The organism is Actinosynnema sp. NPDC020468, assembly GCF_040642015.1.
GTDB lineage: Bacteria > Actinomycetota > Actinomycetes > Mycobacteriales > Pseudonocardiaceae > Actinosynnema.
In genome coordinates this window covers 1-17,873 of sequence record NZ_JBFAEO010000084.1, presented here as the reverse complement: position 1 = coordinate 17,873, position 17,873 = coordinate 1, and the positions used below count along the sequence as shown (strand labels likewise).

Below are 17,873 nucleotides of genomic sequence, written 5' to 3'. Positions count from 1 at the left end.
GGGTCGGCACCCGCTGGGCGCACTGACCTGCCGGGTGTGGCCCCGGCACCCGGCGGGGGCCACACCTTCCCTGCGAATCGGGTCTCGAGGGGTCAGGGCGCGATGTGGAGCGTGCGGTTCGGGCTGCCGCTGCCCGGGTTCTTGACCACGTTCGGCGTGCTGGCGCCGATGATCGCGGTGGCGACCTGGGCGGGCGTCGCCGCGGTGTGGCTCGACAGGTAGACCGCGACCGCGCCCGCCACGTGCGGCGCCGCGAACGACGTGCCGTTGCCGGTGTAGGTCGCGGTGTCGTTGGTGTTCCAGGCCGAGGTGATGGCCACACCCGGCGCGAACAGGTCGACCAGCGAGCCGTAGTTGGAGAAGGACGCGCGGGTGTCGGTCTTGTCCGACGCGCCCACCGTCAGCGCCTCGGAGACCCGGGCGGGGGAGGAGGTGGAGGCGTTGGCGTTGGAATTGCCCGCCGCGACCGTCCACGTCACGCCGGAGGTGATGGACTTGCGCACCGCGGTGTCCAGCGCGGTCGACGTGCCGCCGCCGAGGCTCGCGTTGGCCACGGCCGGCTTCTTGGCGTTGGCGGTGATCCAGTCGACGCCCGAGATGACGCCGGCGGTCGTGCCGCTGCCGTCCGAGCCGAGCACGCGCACCGGGTAGAGCGACGCGCCCTTCGCGACCCCGTACTGGGAACCGGCGATGGTGGCCGCCACGTGGGTGCCGTGGCCGTAACCGTCGTCGGCGTTCGTGTCGTTGTCGATGAAGTCGTAACCCTGCTTCACCCGTCCGCCGAAGTCCTGGTGGGACGCGCGGATGCCGGTGTCCAGCACGTAGACGTTCACGTTCGACGCGGTCGTGGCGTAGTTGTACTTGCCGTCCAGCGGCAGTTGTCGCTGGTCGACCCGGTCGAGCCCCCACGACGGCGGGTTGGTCTGCACCGCGTCGACCCGCACGACCTTGTTCTGCTCGACAAACCGCACGTCGCGGTCCGCAGCGAGCCGCTTGGCCCGCTTGGTGTCCACCGTCACGGCGAACCCGGAAATCGAGCCGGAATACACCCGGTCCACTCGGCCGCCGTACCGCGCGGTCAGGGAACGCGCTTTCGCCGGCGAGTCCGTGTGGTCGTCGAAAACGACGATGAAACTGTCGGCGACCGCGTCCGCGGCGCCCAGACCCACGATTTCTCCCTCGGCGGCGTGCGCCGGACCAGCGCCGAAGGCGACGGCGGCCACCGTGGCGGCCAGTGCGGCACCCGCGATCCGTGCTGTCCTGCTGCTCACGTGCAACTCCTCGGCTGTTTCGTCGGGGTGGTGCAGGGTGGAACCCCGCTTTCGAAGTTAGAGGACCGGTGGGAACCGGTGGAAGGGTGCGTGTTTTACGTCGTTTGCAATTCGTTTGCAGCCCCGTGCAAATGCCGAGAAATCGTCGGCGGATATCCGGGTTCACCCGAACGTGCAAGCGTGTCCGCGATGTGGGAAGACCGATTACCGGCGGTGGATGGGCCTACGCTGCCTGATCGTGAGCGCTCCACCGCCAGCGACCGCGCTGCCCCTGATCGACATCTCCCGGTTCCGCGACCCGGCCGCCGACCGCGAGGCGTTCCTCGCGGAGCTGCGCCGCGCCGCCCACGAGGTGGGCTTCTTCTACGTCGTCGGCCACGGCGTGCCCGAGGAGCTGACCACCGGCATCTTCGCCGTGGCCCGGAAGTTCTTCGCGCTGCCGCTGGAAACCCGGCTGGAGGTGGAGAACCTGCACTCGCCGCAGTTCCGCGGCTACACCCGCACCGGCTACGAGTACACGGCCGGCGCGCCGGACTGGCGCGAGCAGCTGGACATCGGCCCGGAGCGGGCCGCGCTCGACCTGGGCCCCGACGACCCGGCGTGGAAGCGGCTGATCGGGCCCAACCAGTGGCCCGCCACGCTGCCCGAGCTGCGCGAGACCACGTTGGCCTGGCAGGCCGAGGCACTGCGGGTGAGCCGCGAGGTGCTGCGCGCGCTGGCCGCCGCGCTCGGCCAGGACGAGGGCTACTTCGACGCCTGGTTCGACGAGGAGGCCTCGACCCACGTCAAGGTCGTCCGCTACCCGGGCAGGCCCTCCGCGGACGCCGACCAGGGCGTGGGCGCGCACAAGGACTACGGCTACCTGGCCCTGTTGCAGCAGGACGACGTCGGCGGGCTCCAGGTGCAGGCGGCCGACGGCTCGTGGATCGACGCGACCCCGGTGCCCGGCAGCTTTGTGTTCAACATCGGCGAGATGCTCGAGATCGCGACCCAGGGCTACCTGGTGGCGACGAGGCACCGCGTGGTCAGCCCGGCCCAGGACGTGGAGCGGTACTCGGTGCCGTTCTTCCTCGGACCGCGGCTGGACGCCGTGGTGGAGCCGCTGGAACTGCCCGCCGACCTCGCCGCCGGCGCGCGCGGCGTGAGCCAGGAGGAGGGCAACCCGCTGCACGCCGCGTTCGGCGAGAACGCGCTCGTCGGCTGGCTCCGGTCGCACCCGAAGGTCGCCCAGCGCTGGTGGTCGGACGTGGTGTCGTGACCTGGTCGTTCGAGACGCGCCAGGTGCACGCCGGCGCGGAGCCCGACCCGACGACCGGCGCGCGGGTCACCCCGATCTACCAGACCACCTCGTTCGCGTTCCGGGACGCGGAGCACGCGGCCGAGGCGTTCGCGTTGCGGGACCTGGAAACCCACGCCTACACCCGGTTGTCCAACCCGACCACCGTGGTGGTGGAGGCCCGGTTGGCCGACCTGGAGGGCGGCAGGGCGGCGGTCGCGGTGGCCAGCGGTCAGGCCGCGACCACGGTGGCGCTGCTGAACATCGCGCGCGCCGGCGACCACCTGGTGTCGGCGGCGTCGCTCTACGGCGGCACGTACAACCTGCTCGCCTACACGTTCGCCGACCTGGGCGTCGAGGTCACGTTCGTGGACCCGGACGACCCGGAGCAGTGGCGGGCCGCGGTCCGGCCGAACACCAAGGCGTTCTACGCCGAGGCGATCGGCAACCCGCGCGGCAACGTGCTGGACGTGGCCGCGGTGGCCGACGTCGCGCACGAGGCCGGCGTGCCGCTGGTCGTGGACAACACGGTGCCGACGCCCTACCTGTCCCGGCCGATCGAGCACGGCGCGGACGTCGTCGTGCACTCGACCACGAAGTTCCTGTCCGGCCACGGCACGGGCATCGGCGGCGCGGTGGTCGACAGCGGCCGGTTCGACTTCGGCGCGGAGCCCGGGCGCTGGCCGCAGCTGACCGCGCCCGACCCGAGCTACCACGGCCTGGTGTTCCGCGACGAGTTCGGCGACCTCGCCTACAGCCTGCGGCTGCGCACCAGGCTGGTGCGCGACCTCGGCCCGGCCGTGTCGCCGTTCAACAGCTTCCTGCTGCTGCAAGGGATCGAGACGCTGTCGTTGCGGCTGGACCGGCACGTGGCCAACGCCCGCCGGGTCGCCGAGCACCTGGCCGGGCGGCCCGAGGTCACCGAGGTGCACTACGCGGGTCTGCCCGGCAACCGCTGGCACGACGCGGCCCGGCGCTACCACCCGCTGGGTGTCGGCGCGGTGGTGGCGTTCGAGCTGGCCGGCGGTCTGGAGGCGGGCCGGCGGTTCGTGGACCGGCTGGAGTTGTTCAGCCACCTGGCGAACATCGGCGACGTGCGCAGCCTGGTGATCCACCCGGCGTCGACCACGCACGCCCAGCTGACGCCCGAACAGCAGGTCGCGAGCGGCGTCACGCCCGGCCTGATCCGGCTGTCGGTCGGCATCGAGGGCATCGCGGACCTGCTCGCCGACCTGGACCGCGGTCTCGCCGATGGCTGAGTTCACCGGACGGCACGGCACGCTCCACTATGGACAGTGGTCGCCGGTGCGCCCGACCGCGCTCGTCGTCTTCGTGCACGGTCTCGGCGAGCACATCGGCAGCTACACCCCGTTCGCCGAGGCGCTGACCGGTGCCGGCTACGCGTTCTGGTCCTACGACCAGCACGGCCACGGCCGCAGTCCCGGCGAGCGGGTGCTGGTGGAGTCGGTCGACGACCTGGTCGCCGACGCGCGCACGTTCGTGGACCTGGCCCGCGCGGCGCACCCCGGCCTGCCGCTGGTGCTCGCGGGCCACTCGCTCGGCTCCGGCGTGGCCGCCCTGCTCGCCTTCGAGCTGCTGAAGGCCGACCAGGCGCCGGTCGCGCTGGTGCTGTCCGGCTCGTCGCTGGCGCGCGAGAGCGGTGGCGGGCTCGCCGCGCTGCTCGCGTCCGGCGTCGACCCGTGGGACCTGCGCAAGGACCCCGCCGACCTCACCAGGCACACCGGCTACGCCCAGCAGGTCCGCGACGATCCGCTGACCTGGCAGGGCGGGATGCGCCGGGAGACGTTGCGCGCGCTGACCGAGGCCGCACCCCGGCTCACGGCCGTGCTCCCCGACCTGGACGTGCCGGTGCTGCTGGTGCACGGCGCGGAGGACGACCTCGCGCCCGTCGAGGGCGCCGCCCGGGCCGCGGAACTGCTGCCGCGCGCCACGTTGGCCGTGTTCCCCGAGGACCGGCACAACATCCTGAACGAACTCGACCGCGACGAGGTGCACCGCGTGGTGGCCGCGTTCGTCGCCGATCACGTCTGACCACCGAGCTTCTCCCGAGGAGAACGATGCGACGCCTTGCCTCGATTCCCGCTGCCCTCGTCGCGGTGGCCCTGTTCACCGCCGCGTGTGGCACGGGCGGCACCGTCGACACCGGCTCGACCACGAGCCAGGACGCGACCCCGCCGGACGACAAGCTCGACCTGGGCGCGACCGTGGACGTCCGGCTGTCGTTGGAGCCGACCGGCCTGAACCTGTTCTCCACCGCCGGTCTCGCGCTCGACCAGGTGCTGCTCGACAACGTCTACGAGGGTCTGGTCAGCGCGGACACCGCGCAGAACGACAAGATCGTGCCGCGGCTCGCGTCGAAGTGGGACGTGTCCTCCGACGGCCTGACCTACACGTTCTCGCTGGTGTCCGGCGCGAAGTTCCACGACGGCTCGCCGCTGACCTCGGCGGACGTGGCGTGGTCGCTCGACCAGCAGATCGCGCCCGGCTCGAAGGCCCTGTACGCGGCCGACTTCGGCACGGTCGAGGCCGTCACCGCGCCGGACCCGTCGACCGTGGTGGTCAAGCTCAAGCAGCGGGACACGTTCCTGCTGTGGAACCTGACCCAGCGCGGCGGCGTGGTCTACAAGAAGGGCACCGACTTCGCCACGTTGGACGGCGCGGAGAACGGCTCCGGCCCGTTCAAGCTCGACGGGTGGAACCGCGGCTCGACGCTGGCGCTGGCCCGCACCGACGACTTCCGCGGCCCGAAACCCAAGGTGGCCAAGGTGGTGTTCCACTACGTCGCCGAGATCAACGCCGCGAACAACGCCCAGCAGACCGGTCAGACCGACGTGCTGACCGCCGCCGACCCGACGCTGCTCCAGAACTTCACCGCGCCGGACTTCCAGGTGCTCAAGGGCAGCACGACGGACAAGTTCACCCTGGCGTTCAACATCTCCAAGGCGCCGTTCGACAAGCCCGAGGTGCGGCACGCGATCCGGCAGGCGATCGACAAGCAGGACATCGTGAAGGCGGTCGGCGCGGGCACCGTGATCGGCAGCGCGGTCCCGCCGCAGGACCCCTGGTACGAGGACCTGACGTCGATCGACAGGCACGACGTCGAGGGCGCCAAGAAGTTGTTGGCGGGCGCGGGTTTCCCCGACGGGCTCCCGCTCACGCTGACCGTGCCGTCGTTCTACCCGACCACGATCGCCGACGTGCTGGTGTCCAACCTCAAGGAGGCGGGCATCACGCTGACCGTGAAGCAGGTCGAGTTCCAGACCTGGCTCTCGCAGGTGTACAAGAACCACGACTTCGACCTGAGCCTGGTGGACCACGGCGAGGCGCGGGACATCGCGAACTACACCAAGCCGAGCTACTACTTCGGCTACGACAACGCGGAGGTGCGCGACTGGTACGGCCAGGCCCGCGCGGCGGCCGACGACGCGGCGCGCGACGGGTTGCTGAAGAAGGTGGCGCGGAAGATCTCCGAGGACGCGGCGACCGACTGGCTGATCCTGTCGCAGGCGCACACGGTGGTGCGCAAGGGTGTCTACGGCGTGCCGAGCGCGGAGACCAGCAACCGCTTCGACCTGGGCGCGCTCGCGGTCGCGAAGTGATCGGTCGGTCGGGATGACGCTGTTCGTGCTGCGCCGCGCCGGGTTGCTGGTGCTGTCACTGGTGGTCGCGAGCGCGCTGGTGTTCGTGCTGCTGCGGTTGCTGCCCGGCGACGTGGCGGCGACCATCGGCGGCATCCGGGCCAGTGCCGAGCAGTTGGCCGCGATCCGGGTCGACCTCGGCCTCGACCGGCCGCTGCCCGTCCAGTACGGCTCGTGGGTGGCCGGTGTGCTCTCCGGCGATTTCGGCGAGTCTCAGCTCAACGGCACGTCGGTCGGCCCCGAGCTGTGGCGCAAGCTCCAGGTGACGGCGCCGCTCACGGCGGGCGCGATCGTGGTCGCGCTCCTCGTGGCGGTCCCGTTCGGCACCTGGGCGGCGGTCCGGTCGCGCTCGGCGGTCGGCGTCGGCATCGGGTGGTTGTCGCAGCTGGGCATCGCGGTGCCGACGCTGTGGCTGGGCCTGGTGCTCGTGCTGGTGTTCTCGGTGGAGCTGGAGTGGTTGCCCGCTCAGGGTTTCCCGGCCGACGGCTGGGCCGACCCCGGTGCGGCGGCGCGCAGCCTGGTGCTGCCGTGGGTCGCGCTCGGGTTGACCGAGGGCGCGGTGCTGCTGCGGTTCGTCCGGTCGTCGGTGCTGGGCGTGCTGCACGCGGACTTCCTGCGCACCGCCCGCGCGAAGGGGTTGACCAGGACGCAGGCGTTGCTGCGGCACGGTTTCCGCAACGCCGCGCTGCCGGTGGTGTCGGTGCTGGGCTTGCAGCTGGCCGCGCTGATCGTCGGCGCGGTGGTGGTGGAACGGGTGTTCGCGCTGCCCGGCGTCGGGAACATGCTGCTGACCGACGTGGGCAACCGGGACCTGGTGAAGGTGCAGGGCGAGGTGTTCCTGCTGGTCGCCGCGGTGCTCGTGATCAGCTTCCTGGTGGACGTCGCGCACCGGCTGATCGACCCCCGACTGCGGGAGCCGCGATGACCGTGCTGACGGCGGTGGCGCGCAAACCCGGCGGCGCGTTCGGGTTGGCGGTGGTCGCGGTGCTCGTGCTGAGCGCCGTGGTGTCGCTGTGGTGGACGCCGTTCGACCCGCAGGCCACCAACCCCTCGCAGGGGTGGCTGCTGCCGTTGCAGGGCGGGCACCTGCTCGGCACGGACCGGATCGGGCACGACCAGTTCAGTCGGTTGCTGGCGGGCGCGTGGGGCACGCTGGTGGCCGCGCTCGCGTCGGCGGTGGTGGCGACGGTGGTCGGGTTGGCGCTCGCGCTGACCGCGGTGCTGGCGCCGCGGTGGTTGGCGTCGGGTGTGGTCGGGCTGATCGACGTGCTGATCGCGTTCCCGACGTTGTTGCTGGCCATGGTGCTGGCGGCGGTGTACGGCGGCTCGCTCGGCACCGTGGTCGCCGCGATCGGCATCGGGTTCGGGGTCGCGGTGGCCCGGGTGGCCCGCGCGGAACTGGCGTCGGCGCTGGGCAGCGACTTCGTGCTGGCGGCACGGGCGTCCGGCGCGCGGACGTGGCGGATCGTGCGCCGGCACCTGCTGCCGACCGTCGCGCCGACGTTGATCGTGCAGCTGTCGCTGGTGATGGCGCTGGCCGTGCTGGCCGAGGCGGCGTTGACCTACCTGGGGTACGGCGCGTCGCCGTCCTCGCCGTCGTGGGGCGGGATGCTGCACGAGCAGCAGGCCTACCTGAGCGCGCGGCCGCTGCTGGTGATCTGGCCGGGGCTCGCGGTGGCGTCGACCGTGCTGGGGTTCAACCTGCTCGGCGACGCGCTGCGGGACGCGACCGACCCGAGGTTGGTGACGAGCCGGTGAGCCTGCTGGAGGTCGAGGGGTTGACGGTGCGGCTGGGCGGGCGGGTGCTGCTCGACGGCCTGGACCTGACCGTCGAGGCGGGGGAGAAGGTCGGCCTGATCGGCGGTTCGGGTTCGGGCAAGTCGCTGACCGCGTTGGCGCTGCTGGGTTTGCTGCCCGACGGCATGACCGCGTCGGGCAGCGTGCGGCTGGACGGCGTGGAACTGCTGGGCCGCTCGGACCGGTTCCTGTCGGGTGTCCGCGGCGAGCGGGTCGCGATGGTGTTCCAGGAGCCGCGCACCGCGCTGAACCCGGTGATGCGGGTGGGGAAGCAGATCGCGGAACCACTGCGCGCCCACCGGGGTTTGTCCCGTGCCGCCGCGCGGGCCGAGGCCGTGGCGCTGGCGGACAAGGTGGGGCTGCCGGACCCGGAGCACGCGGTCCGCGCGTACCCGCACCAGCTCTCCGGCGGTCAGCGGCAGCGGGTGGGCATCGCGATCGCGCTGGCCTGCCGCCCGGCGTTGTTGCTGGCCGACGAGCCGACGACGGCGCTCGACGTGACGGTGCAGGCCGGCATCCTGGAGTTGTTGCGCACCCTGGTGGCGGAGGAGGGCACGGCGCTGCTGTTCATCACGCACGACCTGGCCGTGCTGGCGCAGGTCGCACGGCGGGTGCTGGTGCTCGGCGGTGGCCGGCTGCTGGAGGAGGGCGCGGTGACCGACGTGCTGGCCGCGCCACGGCACGCCGACACCCGGGCCCTGGTGGCGGCGGCGCGGGTGGCGTCGTTCGGCGGGGAGGCGCGGCCGTGACTCGGGTGGTGGCCGGCGGGGTGCCGCGGGTGTGTGCGGGTCGTGGCGGGTGTGCCGAGGCACGCCGGCACCCGGGCCTTGGTGGTGGAGGCGCGGGTGGCGTCGTTCCGTGCGGAGGCGCGGCCGTGACCGGGGTGGCGGTCGGCGGGATGTGCCGAGCACGCGGGCACCTGGGCGCTGGTGGTGTCGTTCGGCGAGCACCTGCCGCCGCGCCTCGGGTCGAGGGCGGCACGGTGGCGGTTTGCCGGTCGTTCGGGCGGTCCGTGACCGGTGTGCCGGAAAACGTCGACACCCGGTCGGCGGCGTTCGCCGTGTTGCCGGGCCGTCGGTCGTTCGGGCCGCCCGTCGCGGGTGTGTCGAAGCGCGCCGGCGACCGGGCCTCGATGGCGGCGGCGTGCGGCGGGGAGGCGTCGTGACCTTGCTGGAGGCCACCGGGTTGCACCGGTCGTTCCGGTTGCCGCGCCGGCGGGTGTTCGAGCGCGCCGCGCGCCGGCACGCGGTGCGGGACGTGAGCCTGTCGTTGCACGAGGGCGGTCGGCTGGGCGTGGTCGGCGAGTCCGGCTCGGGCAAGTCGACGTTGCTGCGGCTGCTGCTCGGCCTCGACCGGCCGGACTCCGGGAGCGTGTCCTACCGCGGGCGGTCGGTGGCCGGGCGCGACCTCGCCTGGTTCCGGCGCGAGGCGCAGGTGGTGCTCCAGGACCCGTTCAGCTCGCTCAACCCGCGGCACCGGGTGCGCGAGATCGTCGCGGAACCGTTGGAGTGCCTCGAAGTTCCCGGCGACCACGCCGCGCGGACGGCCGAGGTGCTGACCTCGGTCGGCCTCGACCCCGACGTGGTGACGCGGTACCCGCACGAGTTCTCCGGTGGTCAGCGGCAGCGGATCGCGCTGGCCCGCGCGCTCGCGCCCCGGCCGAGGGTGCTGTTCGCGGACGAGCCGTTCTCCGCGCTCGACGCCACCGTGCGGACCCAGGTCGTGGACCTGGTGCGCGGGCTGGTGGACGAGTTCGGGTTGTCGCTGGTGCTGGTGTCGCACGACCTCGGTGTGGTGCGTGAACTGTGCGATCGACTCCTGGTGCTCAAGGACGGCGTGGTGGTCGAGCAGGGCGCGACCACCGACGTCCTGGCGCACCCGGAACACCCTTACACGCGGGCATTGCTGGACGCGGTGCCCCGACTGCCGGAGGTCGGGTGAGCGCGTTCGGACTGGGGTTCCTGACCCACGTCCACGGCGTCGGCAAGCCGCAGCACGAGGTGCTGCGGGACCTGCTCGACGTGTTCGGGGCGGCGCAGGACCTGGGGTTCCAGGGCGGGTGGGTGGCGCAGCACCACCTGCGCGCGGAGTTCGGGCGGTTGCCCTCGCCCCTGGTGTTCTTCGGCGCCGCCGCCCAACGCGCGCCCCGGCTGCGGCTGGGCACCGCGGTGACCGTGCTGCCGCTGGAGCACCCGTTCCGGCTGGCCGAGGACGCGGCCGTGCTGGACGCGCTGACCGGTGGCGCGCTGGAGTTGGGCCTGGGCACCGGCGGCGCGAACCAGGACGCCTTCGCCGCGTTCGGCCGGGATTCCGCGCTGCGCCGGGAGGTTTACGACGAGCACCTGACCGTGCTGCGGGACGCGCTGCGGGGTGAGGTGCTGCAACCGCCCGCGCCGACGCTGGCCGACCGGCTGTGGCAGTCGACCTCGGACGAGGAGCGCGCGGCCCGGATCGGCGCCGAGGGCGACGGGTTGCTGCTCGGCACCGCCGTCCACGACCCGCTGACCGTGCAACGGCCGTTGGCGCTGGCCTACGCGGCCACCGCGACCCGACCCCGGTACGGCATCGTGCGCGCGGTGTTCCCGGCCGCGTCCAAGCAGGCCGCCCGCGAGGATCTCGCGCCCGCGCTGGAGATCCACCGCCGGGCGTTCGTGGCCCAGGGCCTGACCGAACTGGCCGCACTGTCCACAGAGGACTACCTGCGCCGGATCAACGTGCACCACGGCTCACCCGACGACATCGTCGCGAGCCTGCGCGAGGACCCGGCGCTCACCGGTTTCCTCAACGAGGACAGCTGGTTCCTGCCCGTGGTGCAGCACGAGCTGTCCGAACCCGCGGCGGACGTCGAGCGGCTGCGGGTGATCGCCGAGGAGATCGCACCCGCGCTCGGGTGGCGACCATGAGCCTCCACCTGGGTTTCCTGACCCACGTGCACGGCGAGGACGTGCCCGCGGGACCGCTCTACCGCGACCTGCTGGAGCTGTTCGTGGCCGCCGAGGAGCTGGGCTACCAGTCCGGCTGGGTCGCGCAGCACCACCTCCAGCCCGAGCACGGCCGGCTGCCCTCGCCGCTGGTCTTCCTGGCTGCGGCGGCCGAGCGGACCCGGCGGATCCACCTGGGCACGGCGGTGACCGTGCTGCCGCTGGAACACCCGCTGCGGCTGGCCGAGGACGCGCTGGTGCTCGACGCGCTGTCCGGCGGCAGGCTGGAGCTGGGCCTGGGCAGCGGCGCGCCGGAGCACGACGCGTTCGCCGTGTTCGGCCGCGATCCCGCGCGCCGGCACGAAGACTACGACCGCAACCTGGCGGAACTGGTGACCGCGCTGGAGGGTCACGACCTCGCGCACCGGCTCTGGGATTCCAGCCTGCGTGCGGAGGTGCTGACCGACGGCGCGCGGTCCGGCCGCGGCGTGCTGCTGGGCGTCGGCCCGGCGGACGTCGTGCAACGCGGGCTCGCCGACCTGCACCGGGAGGTGCCCGTGCCCCGGATCGCCGCCGTGCGCGGGGTGTTCCCGGGTCCGAGCCGCGCGGCGGTGGCCGCCGAACTCGCGCCGGACGTGCTGCGGTACCTGCCGATGCACGTCCAGGCCGGGTGGGCGGACGGGAGCACCGACCTGCCGGGGTTGTTGCGGCTGATGAACGTCCAGTACGGCCGGCCGGAGGACGTCGTCGCCTCGCTGCGCGCGGACCCGGTGCTCGCCGGGCCGGGCACGCACCTGATCGCCGCGGTGCAGGCGGAGAGCTCGACCGTGGGCCGGGCGTTGCGCCGGCTCGAGGTGCTGGCCACCACGATCGCGCCGGAACTGGGGTGGACGCCGTGAGCAGGTTCCTGACGTTCGGCGCGCTGGTGCAGGGTTCCGGCGGGCACATCGCCGGGTGGCGGCACCCGGAGGCGTACTCGACCGGTCAACTGGACTTCGGGTTCCACGTCGACCTGGCGAAGCTGTTGGAACGCGGTCGGTTCGCCGCGTTCTTCGTCGCCGACGTGGTCGCGATCTGGGGTCACCAGCTGGAGTCGTTGAGCCGCACCGGTCGCGCCGAGTTCTTCGAGCCGCTGACGCTGCTGTCCGCGCTGTCCACGGTGACCCGCGACATCGGCCTGGTCGGCACCGCGACCACCACCTACAACGAGCCGTACCACATCGCCCGCAAGTTCGCCTCGCTCGACCACCTCTCCCGCGGCCGGGCCGGCTGGAACGTGGTCACGTCGGTGGTCCCCCTGGAGGCGGCCAACTTCGGCCGGGCCGAGCACCTCGAGCACTCGCTGCGCTACCGCCGTGCCGCGGAGTTCGTGGACGTGGTGCGCGCGCTGTGGGACAGCCTGCCGGAAGTGCTGCGGGACAAGGAGAGCGGCCGCTACTACGACCCGGACGTGCTGGCGCCGCCGCACCACGACGGCGAGCACTTCACGGTGCGCGGCCCGTTGAACATCTCCCGCCCGCCGCAGGGGCACCCGGTGCTGTTCCAGGCGGGTTCCTCGGCCACCGGCCAGGACTTCGCCGCCCGCTACGGCGAGGTGCTGTTCACCGACCAGCCGGATCTGGCGTCGGCACAGCGGTTCTACGCCGGCGTGAAGCGGAAGGTGGCCGACGCCGGCCGTGATCCGGACCGGGTGCTCGTGTGGCCGGTGCTGGCTCCGCTGGTCGCCGACACCGAGGCGGCGGCGCGGGCGCGGGTGCGCGAGCTGGACGAGTTGCTGCACGACGACGTGGCGCGGCGGTTGGTGCAGGACAACCTGGGCGAGGTCGACCTGACCGGCCACGACCTGGACGGGCCGCTGCCGGAGGTGCCGGAGGGCAACCGCAGCAAGTCCCGGCGCGACCTGCTGGTCGGGTTGGCGCGCCGGGAGAACCTGACGATCCGGCAGTTGGCCCACCGGTACACCGGCGGGTCGATCGTGGCGGGCACGCCGGAGCAGGTCGCGGACCGGCTGGAGACGTGGTTCCGGGAGCGCGGCGCGGACGGGTTCAACGTCACGTTCCCGTACCTGCCCGGACCGGCGGTCGACTTCGTGGAGCAGGTCGTGCCGGAACTGCGCCGGCGCGGGCTGGTCCGCGCGGACTACGAGGGGACGACGTTGCGCGCGAACCTGGGGCTCGGATGAGCCGGAAACTGCACCTCACGGCGTTCCTGAAACCACCGGGGGAATACCTCGCGGCGTGGCGGCACCCGGAGGTGGACCCGGGCGCGGGCGTGGACTTCGAGTCCGTGCTCGCGTTCGCCCGCACCGCCGAGGACGCGAAGTTCGACGCGGTGTTCTTCGCCGACCTGGTGGGCGTCCCGCTGGAGAGCCAGGACGTGCTGTCGCGGGTGTCGGTGGTGAACGACTCGTTCGAGCCGACCACGCTGCTCGCCGCGCTGGCCGCGGGCACGTCCCGGATCGGGCTGATCGCGACCGCCTCGACCACCTACAACGAGCCGTACCACCTGGCGCGCACGTTCGCGTCGCTGGACCACCTGTCGGCCGGTCGGGTCGGCTGGAACGCGGTGACGTCGTTGAACGACGGCGAGGCGCTGAACTTCGGCCGGTCCGCGCACGTCGCGCACGCCGACCGGTACGCCCGCGCCGAGGAGTTCCACGACGTGGTGGTCGGCCTGTGGGACAGCTTCGCCGACGACGCGTTCCGGCACGACCGCGACTCCGGCGTCTACTTCGACCCGGACGGTCTGAGGTCGTTGCGGCACAAGGGGGAGCACTTCTCGGTCGAGGGGCCGCTGAACATCGCCCGCCCACCGCAGGGTCGACCGGTGGTGGTGCAGGCGGGCGCGTCGGAGGCCGGCCGCCGGTTCGCGGCGCGGGTGGCCGAGGTCGTCTTCTCCGGGGTCCGGGACCTGGCGGCGGCCCGCGAGTTCTACGCCGACATCAAGGCGCGCGCGGCCGCGTTCGGCCGGGACCCGGGCTCGCTGAAGGTGCTGCCGGCGCTGTCCGTGCTGACCGGGGAGACCCGGACCGAGGCGGAGTCCAAAATGGACACCCTGCGCACCCTCATGCCACCCCAGGTCGCGTTGGCCCACCTGGGTTACCTGCTCGGCGGCGTCGACCTCACCGCGCTGCCGGCGGACGGCCCGCTGCCGGACCTGCCCGAGTCGAACCAGTCCCGCACCGCGCAGGCCGAGGTCTACCGCCGCGCGCGGGCCCGGGGCGCGACGATCCGCGAGCTGGCGGCGGAGATCAGCGCCGACACCGGCACCGTCGTCGGCACGCCGGTCGAGATCGCGGACCGGATGGAGGAGTGGTTCCGCACCGGCGCGGCCGACGGGTTCACGGTGATCTTCCCGTACCTGCCGGGAACGCTGGACGACTTCACCCGCCTGGTGGTCCCGGAACTGCGCCGCCGCGGCCTGTTCCGCACCGCCTACGAGGGCGCCACCCTCCGCGACCACCTCGGCCTGCCGCGCCCCGAGCGCGGTACCGTGCCGTGATGGACCTCTTCGCGCACTCGTGGGCGGCCCTGCGGGGTGCGGTCGCCGCGCTGCCGCCCGAGTCCTTCGCCCGCCCGTCGGGGTGCGCGGGCTGGCTGGTCCGGGACCTGGTGTGCCACCTGGTGATCGACGCCCAGGACGTGCTGATCACCCTGGCCACGCCCACCACCGACCCGCCGACCGCGACCGCGACGACCTACTGGAAGCGCGTCCCGCCGCCCACCGGCGACGACCCGCTGGACGCCCTGATCCCCCGCCTGGCCGCCGCGTACGGCGATCCCGCGCTGCTCCGGTTCCACCTGGACGACGTCGGTTCCGCGGCGGGCCGCGCCGCGGCACTGGCCGACCCGACCGCGCTCGTCGCCACCAAGGGCGAGGTCCTGACCGCGGGCGACTACCTGTCCGCGTACGTCCTGGAGTGGACCCTGCACCACCTCGACCTGGTAGCCCACCTGCCGGCCGCCACCGCACCGCCACCCGCCGCCGTGACCGCGGCCCGCACCGCGCTGGAGGCCGTCGTCGGTGCCGCGTTCCCGTTGCCGGACGAGGACACCCTGGTGGTGGTCACCGGCAGGCGTCCACCGACGGACGCCGAACGGGCCGCGCTCGCCGACCTCGCGACCGACCTCCCGTTCGCCCTGGGCTGATCACCGCGGTCGTCGGTCCAGCAGGTCCGCCACCCGGTCCGCGTCCTGGTCCCGGCCCTGGCGGCGGTACAGCTCGGCGGCTTCCCGCCACACCTCGGTGACCCGGTCCGCCAAGCCCAGCGCGGCCAGGGGGTGGCCGAGGTTCTCCAGGGTGGCGGGGGACTGGTAGGTGTTGCCCAGGTTCCGGCGCAGGGTCAGGGCTTCGGTGTAGTGGCGCACCGCGTCCTCGTGCCGGCCCGACCGGTGGTCCACGAAACCCAGGCTGTCCAGGGTGGCGGCCTCGCCGTCGCTGTTGTCGTGCCGGCGGTGCAACGTCAGCGCGGCCGCGCAGTGCGCCCGGGCCTGGTCGTGGGCGCCCAGGTGGGCCTCGTACCAGCCGACCGAGTTCAGCGCCTCGGCCTCCCACGCCGGCTGGTCGAGCACCCGGTACAGGTGCAGGGCCCGGCACGCGTGCTCCAAGGCCAGCCGGTGGTCGCCGCGCTTGTCCCACGCCGCCGCGATCTCCCGGTGGGTGTGCGCCTGGAGCGCCACGTCGTGGTGCCGGCCGGCGAGCGCCAGCGCGTCCTCGAGGTGCCGGATCGCCTCGTCGTGCCGACCGAGGTGCAGCAGCGCGCGGCCGGTGAAGCGGTGCGCCACGCCCAGCGCGGTCGGGTCGCGCAGGTGCCGCGCGGCGACCAGCGCGGACTCCCAGCCGGCCAGGTCGTCGTGCCGGTGGCCGCGGCGCAGCAGCAGGTTGGTCGAGGCCCACGCCAGTTGCCAGACGGTCAGGTGCCACCCGCGCGCCTGCGCCGCGCGCCGGGACGCGAGCACCGCCGGGCGTTCCGCCTCGAACCACGTGGTCGCCGCGTCGACGTCCGGCGGCGGCACCGGCTCCGCGAGCGGCTGGGCGAGCGGGATGCGCCGGCGGTACGGGTGCAGCACCCGGTCCGCGGCGCAGGTCTGGTGCAGGTGGTGCTCGACCAGCCGCCACACCGCGCGGTCGGCGTCGTGCGCGCGGTCGGCGGCGAAGTCGCGGACCAGGTCGTGCAGCGCGAACCGGCCGCCCGGCCGGCGTTCCACCAGGGAGGCATCCTCCAGGGCGCGCAACGCCTTCCGCGCCCGGTCCTCGGTCACGTCGGCCAGTCGGGCCGCGGCCGGCACGCCGATGTCCGGGCCCGGCGCGACGGCCAGCAGGGCGAGCACCCCCTCGTCCGCCAAGCCCCGGACCGACCACGACAGCACGGCGGGCACGCTCGCGGCGGGGTCCTCGTCGTCCAGCGCCCGCAGGCCGTGCTCGCGCAGTTCGGCGGCGAACTCGGCGGGCGGCACCCGCGGTCGGGTGTGCACGCGGCCGGCGGCGACCGCGAGCGCCAGCGGGTGGCCGCCGCACGACTCCGCCACCTCCCGCAGCACGTCGGCGTCGACCGGGCCGAGCCGCCGGGTCAACAGCTCCTCGGCGTCGGCGAAGTCCAATGTGGACAGCGGGACCTGGCGCGCGCCGTGCCGGGCGACGAGCGCGGACAGCGTGCGCCTGCTGGTGACGAGCACCGTGGCGTCGGGTCCGGGCAGCAGCGGGGCCACCTGGTCGGCGGAGGCGGCGTTGTCCAGCACCACCAGGACCTTCTTGCCCGCCACCAGTTCCCGGTACCGGGCGGTGTGCTCGGCGAGACCGCCGGTGAGCCGGTCGACGTCCTCGTCCAGCGCCTCCAGGAATCCGCGCACCGCGGTCAGCGGGTCGACCGGCTCCCCTGCCGGCGCGAACCCGCGCAGGTCGACGAACAGCCGGCCGTCGGGCCACCGGTCCAGGTCCCGGTGCGCCCAGTGCAGCGCGAGCCACGTCTTGCCGATGCCGCCGGTGCCGGCGATCACCGCGAGCGGACCCGCGGCGTCCAGCGCGGCGAGCTCCCCGCTCCGCCCGACGAACGACGGCGGCGCGGCGGGCAGCCGGTGCGGACCGGGGTGCGGCGCGGCCGGGTCGGCGGGGTAGGGGTGGTCGGGCAGCGCGACCCACGCGGTCGTGGCCGTCTCCTTGACCCGCACCGGTACCGGGCGGAACGTCGCGGGGTCGAGCACCGCGCAGTGCCGCACCACCTCGTCGTAGACCCACCGCGACACGACCAGGGCCAGCACGCCGGGTGAGGCGGCCAGCGCGTGCCGCACCGGACGGGCGTCGAGCAGCCGGAACGCCGTGGTGACCGCGGTGGACGTGGCGCCGTGCCGGTCGAGCGCGACCTCGCCTGCGTGCACCGCGACCCGCAGCCGGATCCGGCCGGGCGGCGGCGCGTCCTCGTTGTGCGCCACCACCTCGGCGGCCAGCGCGCCGGGCAGCTCCTCGACCAGCGTCGCCTTGGGCACCTCCGGCGGCACGAGCACGAACACCGCGTCGCCCCGGTCCTCGTGCCGGCAGTCGGCGAACGCCACCCCGACCGCCGCGAACGCCCGTTCCACCACCCGGTACAACCCCGCGCGGACGTCGAGTTGGTGCGGCAGCGTGCGCGCCGGGTCGCCGAACCCCTCGACGTCGACCACGACGATCGCGCGGTGCACCGCGGCTGCCTCCACGAGCCCCGTGATACCGGCCGGCCCGGTCACCGGCCCGCCCGACCACCCGCCGGCTCACCACACTCACCCGGCCGGGTGAAGGAAGGCCCGGCCCCCGGGTCGCGGCGACAGCGCGACCGGTGGTGGGACGGGGCCGGGCCGGGTACGGGCGAGGCCCCCCGCGGGGGGGGGGGCCGGCGCGCCCGCGGCCCCGCACACCCCGCCCCCCCGCCCCCCCGCCGCCGGGGCCCCCCCCCCCCCAGACACCCCGACCCCCAACC

The 17,873-nt window shown here is 73.7% G+C and carries 15 protein-coding genes; 13 read left to right on the top strand and 2 right to left on the bottom strand.

Going from position 1 to position 17,873, the window contains the following annotated elements; translation table 11 throughout:
- Positions 1-92 precede the first annotated feature (92 nt).
- The gene (locus tag AB0G50_RS34855) at positions 93-1,250 is read right to left on the bottom strand and encodes a S8 family peptidase (protein WP_360118001.1); all 1,158 of its coding nucleotides are present in this window, start codon (positions 1,248-1,250) and stop codon (positions 93-95) included.
- 259 nt (positions 1,251-1,509) lie between these two features.
- Between AB0G50_RS34855 and AB0G50_RS34850 the strand changes: the two genes are divergently transcribed.
- The 13 genes from AB0G50_RS34850 (at position 1,510) to AB0G50_RS34790 (ending at position 15,072) form a co-directional block, all read left to right on the top strand.
- Positions 1,510-2,529 carry a 2-oxoglutarate and iron-dependent oxygenase domain-containing protein gene (locus AB0G50_RS34850; RefSeq protein WP_360117995.1) on the top strand — a complete coding sequence of 340 codons (1,020 nt, stop codon included), beginning with the start codon at positions 1,510-1,512 and terminating at the stop codon, positions 2,527-2,529.
- On the top strand, positions 2,526-3,806 hold the full coding sequence (locus AB0G50_RS34845) for a bifunctional o-acetylhomoserine/o-acetylserine sulfhydrylase (protein WP_360117992.1): 1,281 nt from the start codon (positions 2,526-2,528) through the stop codon (positions 3,804-3,806). Before AB0G50_RS34850 ends, AB0G50_RS34845 begins: the two co-directional genes overlap by 4 nt.
- Positions 3,799-4,599: an alpha/beta fold hydrolase gene (locus AB0G50_RS34840; protein WP_360117989.1), complete on the top strand. Its 801-nt coding sequence runs from the start codon at positions 3,799-3,801 to the stop codon at positions 4,597-4,599. Before AB0G50_RS34845 ends, AB0G50_RS34840 begins: the two co-directional genes overlap by 8 nt.
- Before the next feature lie 26 nt (positions 4,600-4,625).
- Complete coding sequence (locus AB0G50_RS34835; RefSeq protein WP_360117986.1) at positions 4,626-6,167, top strand: ABC transporter substrate-binding protein; 1,542 nt, start codon at positions 4,626-4,628, stop codon at positions 6,165-6,167.
- 13 nt (positions 6,168-6,180) lie between these two features.
- Positions 6,181-7,131 (top strand): ABC transporter permease, encoded by a 951-nt coding sequence (locus AB0G50_RS34830; RefSeq protein ID WP_360117983.1) that lies wholly within the window; start codon positions 6,181-6,183, stop codon positions 7,129-7,131.
- Positions 7,128-7,964: an ABC transporter permease gene (locus AB0G50_RS34825; RefSeq protein ID WP_360117980.1), complete on the top strand. Its 837-nt coding sequence runs from the start codon at positions 7,128-7,130 to the stop codon at positions 7,962-7,964. Before AB0G50_RS34830 ends, AB0G50_RS34825 begins: the two co-directional genes overlap by 4 nt.
- Entirely contained in the window at positions 7,961-8,752 is a 792-nt protein-coding gene (locus AB0G50_RS34820) for an ABC transporter ATP-binding protein (RefSeq protein WP_360117977.1), read from the top strand. Before AB0G50_RS34825 ends, AB0G50_RS34820 begins: the two co-directional genes overlap by 4 nt.
- A 418-nt stretch (positions 8,753-9,170) precedes the next feature.
- Positions 9,171-9,944 (top strand): ATP-binding cassette domain-containing protein, encoded by a 774-nt coding sequence (locus tag AB0G50_RS34815; RefSeq protein ID WP_360117998.1) that lies wholly within the window; start codon positions 9,171-9,173, stop codon positions 9,942-9,944.
- Positions 9,941-10,906, top strand: a complete 966-nt coding sequence (locus tag AB0G50_RS34810; RefSeq protein ID WP_360117974.1) for an LLM class flavin-dependent oxidoreductase — start codon at positions 9,941-9,943, stop codon at positions 10,904-10,906. Before AB0G50_RS34815 ends, AB0G50_RS34810 begins: the two co-directional genes overlap by 4 nt.
- Positions 10,903-11,823, top strand: coding sequence for an LLM class flavin-dependent oxidoreductase (locus AB0G50_RS34805; protein WP_360117971.1), 921 nt, complete (start codon positions 10,903-10,905; stop codon positions 11,821-11,823). The genes AB0G50_RS34810 and AB0G50_RS34805 overlap by 4 nt, the downstream gene beginning before the upstream one ends.
- A complete protein-coding gene (locus AB0G50_RS34800; protein ID WP_360117968.1) occupies positions 11,820-13,106 on the top strand; it encodes an LLM class flavin-dependent oxidoreductase in 1,287 nt (428 codons plus the stop codon). Before AB0G50_RS34805 ends, AB0G50_RS34800 begins: the two co-directional genes overlap by 4 nt.
- The gene (locus AB0G50_RS34795) at positions 13,103-14,425 is read left to right on the top strand and encodes an LLM class flavin-dependent oxidoreductase (RefSeq protein WP_360117965.1); all 1,323 of its coding nucleotides are present in this window, start codon (positions 13,103-13,105) and stop codon (positions 14,423-14,425) included. Before AB0G50_RS34800 ends, AB0G50_RS34795 begins: the two co-directional genes overlap by 4 nt.
- On the top strand, positions 14,425-15,072 hold the full coding sequence (locus AB0G50_RS34790) for a maleylpyruvate isomerase N-terminal domain-containing protein (protein WP_360117962.1): 648 nt from the start codon (positions 14,425-14,427) through the stop codon (positions 15,070-15,072). The genes AB0G50_RS34795 and AB0G50_RS34790 overlap by 1 nt, the downstream gene beginning before the upstream one ends.
- On the opposite strand, the gene AB0G50_RS34785 is transcribed toward AB0G50_RS34790, so the two are convergent.
- Positions 15,073-17,613, bottom strand: a complete 2,541-nt coding sequence (locus AB0G50_RS34785; protein ID WP_360117959.1) for a tetratricopeptide repeat protein — start codon at positions 17,611-17,613, stop codon at positions 15,073-15,075. It lies immediately after the preceding gene.
- Positions 17,614-17,873 lie beyond the last annotated feature (260 nt).

Coding starts and splice junctions, on each gene's coding strand:
- AB0G50_RS34795 (WP_360117965.1), top strand. CDS start 13,103: ATGAGCCGGAAACTGCACCTCACGGCGTTCCTGAAACCACCGGGGGAA.
- AB0G50_RS34825 (WP_360117980.1), top strand. CDS start 7,128: ATGACCGTGCTGACGGCGGTGGCGCGCAAACCCGGCGGCGCGTTCGGG.
- AB0G50_RS34805 (WP_360117971.1), top strand. CDS start 10,903: ATGAGCCTCCACCTGGGTTTCCTGACCCACGTGCACGGCGAGGACGTG.
- AB0G50_RS34840 (WP_360117989.1), top strand. CDS start 3,799: ATGGCTGAGTTCACCGGACGGCACGGCACGCTCCACTATGGACAGTGG.
- AB0G50_RS34830 (WP_360117983.1), top strand. CDS start 6,181: ATGACGCTGTTCGTGCTGCGCCGCGCCGGGTTGCTGGTGCTGTCACTG.
- AB0G50_RS34835 (WP_360117986.1), top strand. CDS start 4,626: ATGCGACGCCTTGCCTCGATTCCCGCTGCCCTCGTCGCGGTGGCCCTG.
- AB0G50_RS34790 (WP_360117962.1), top strand. CDS start 14,425: ATGGACCTCTTCGCGCACTCGTGGGCGGCCCTGCGGGGTGCGGTCGCC.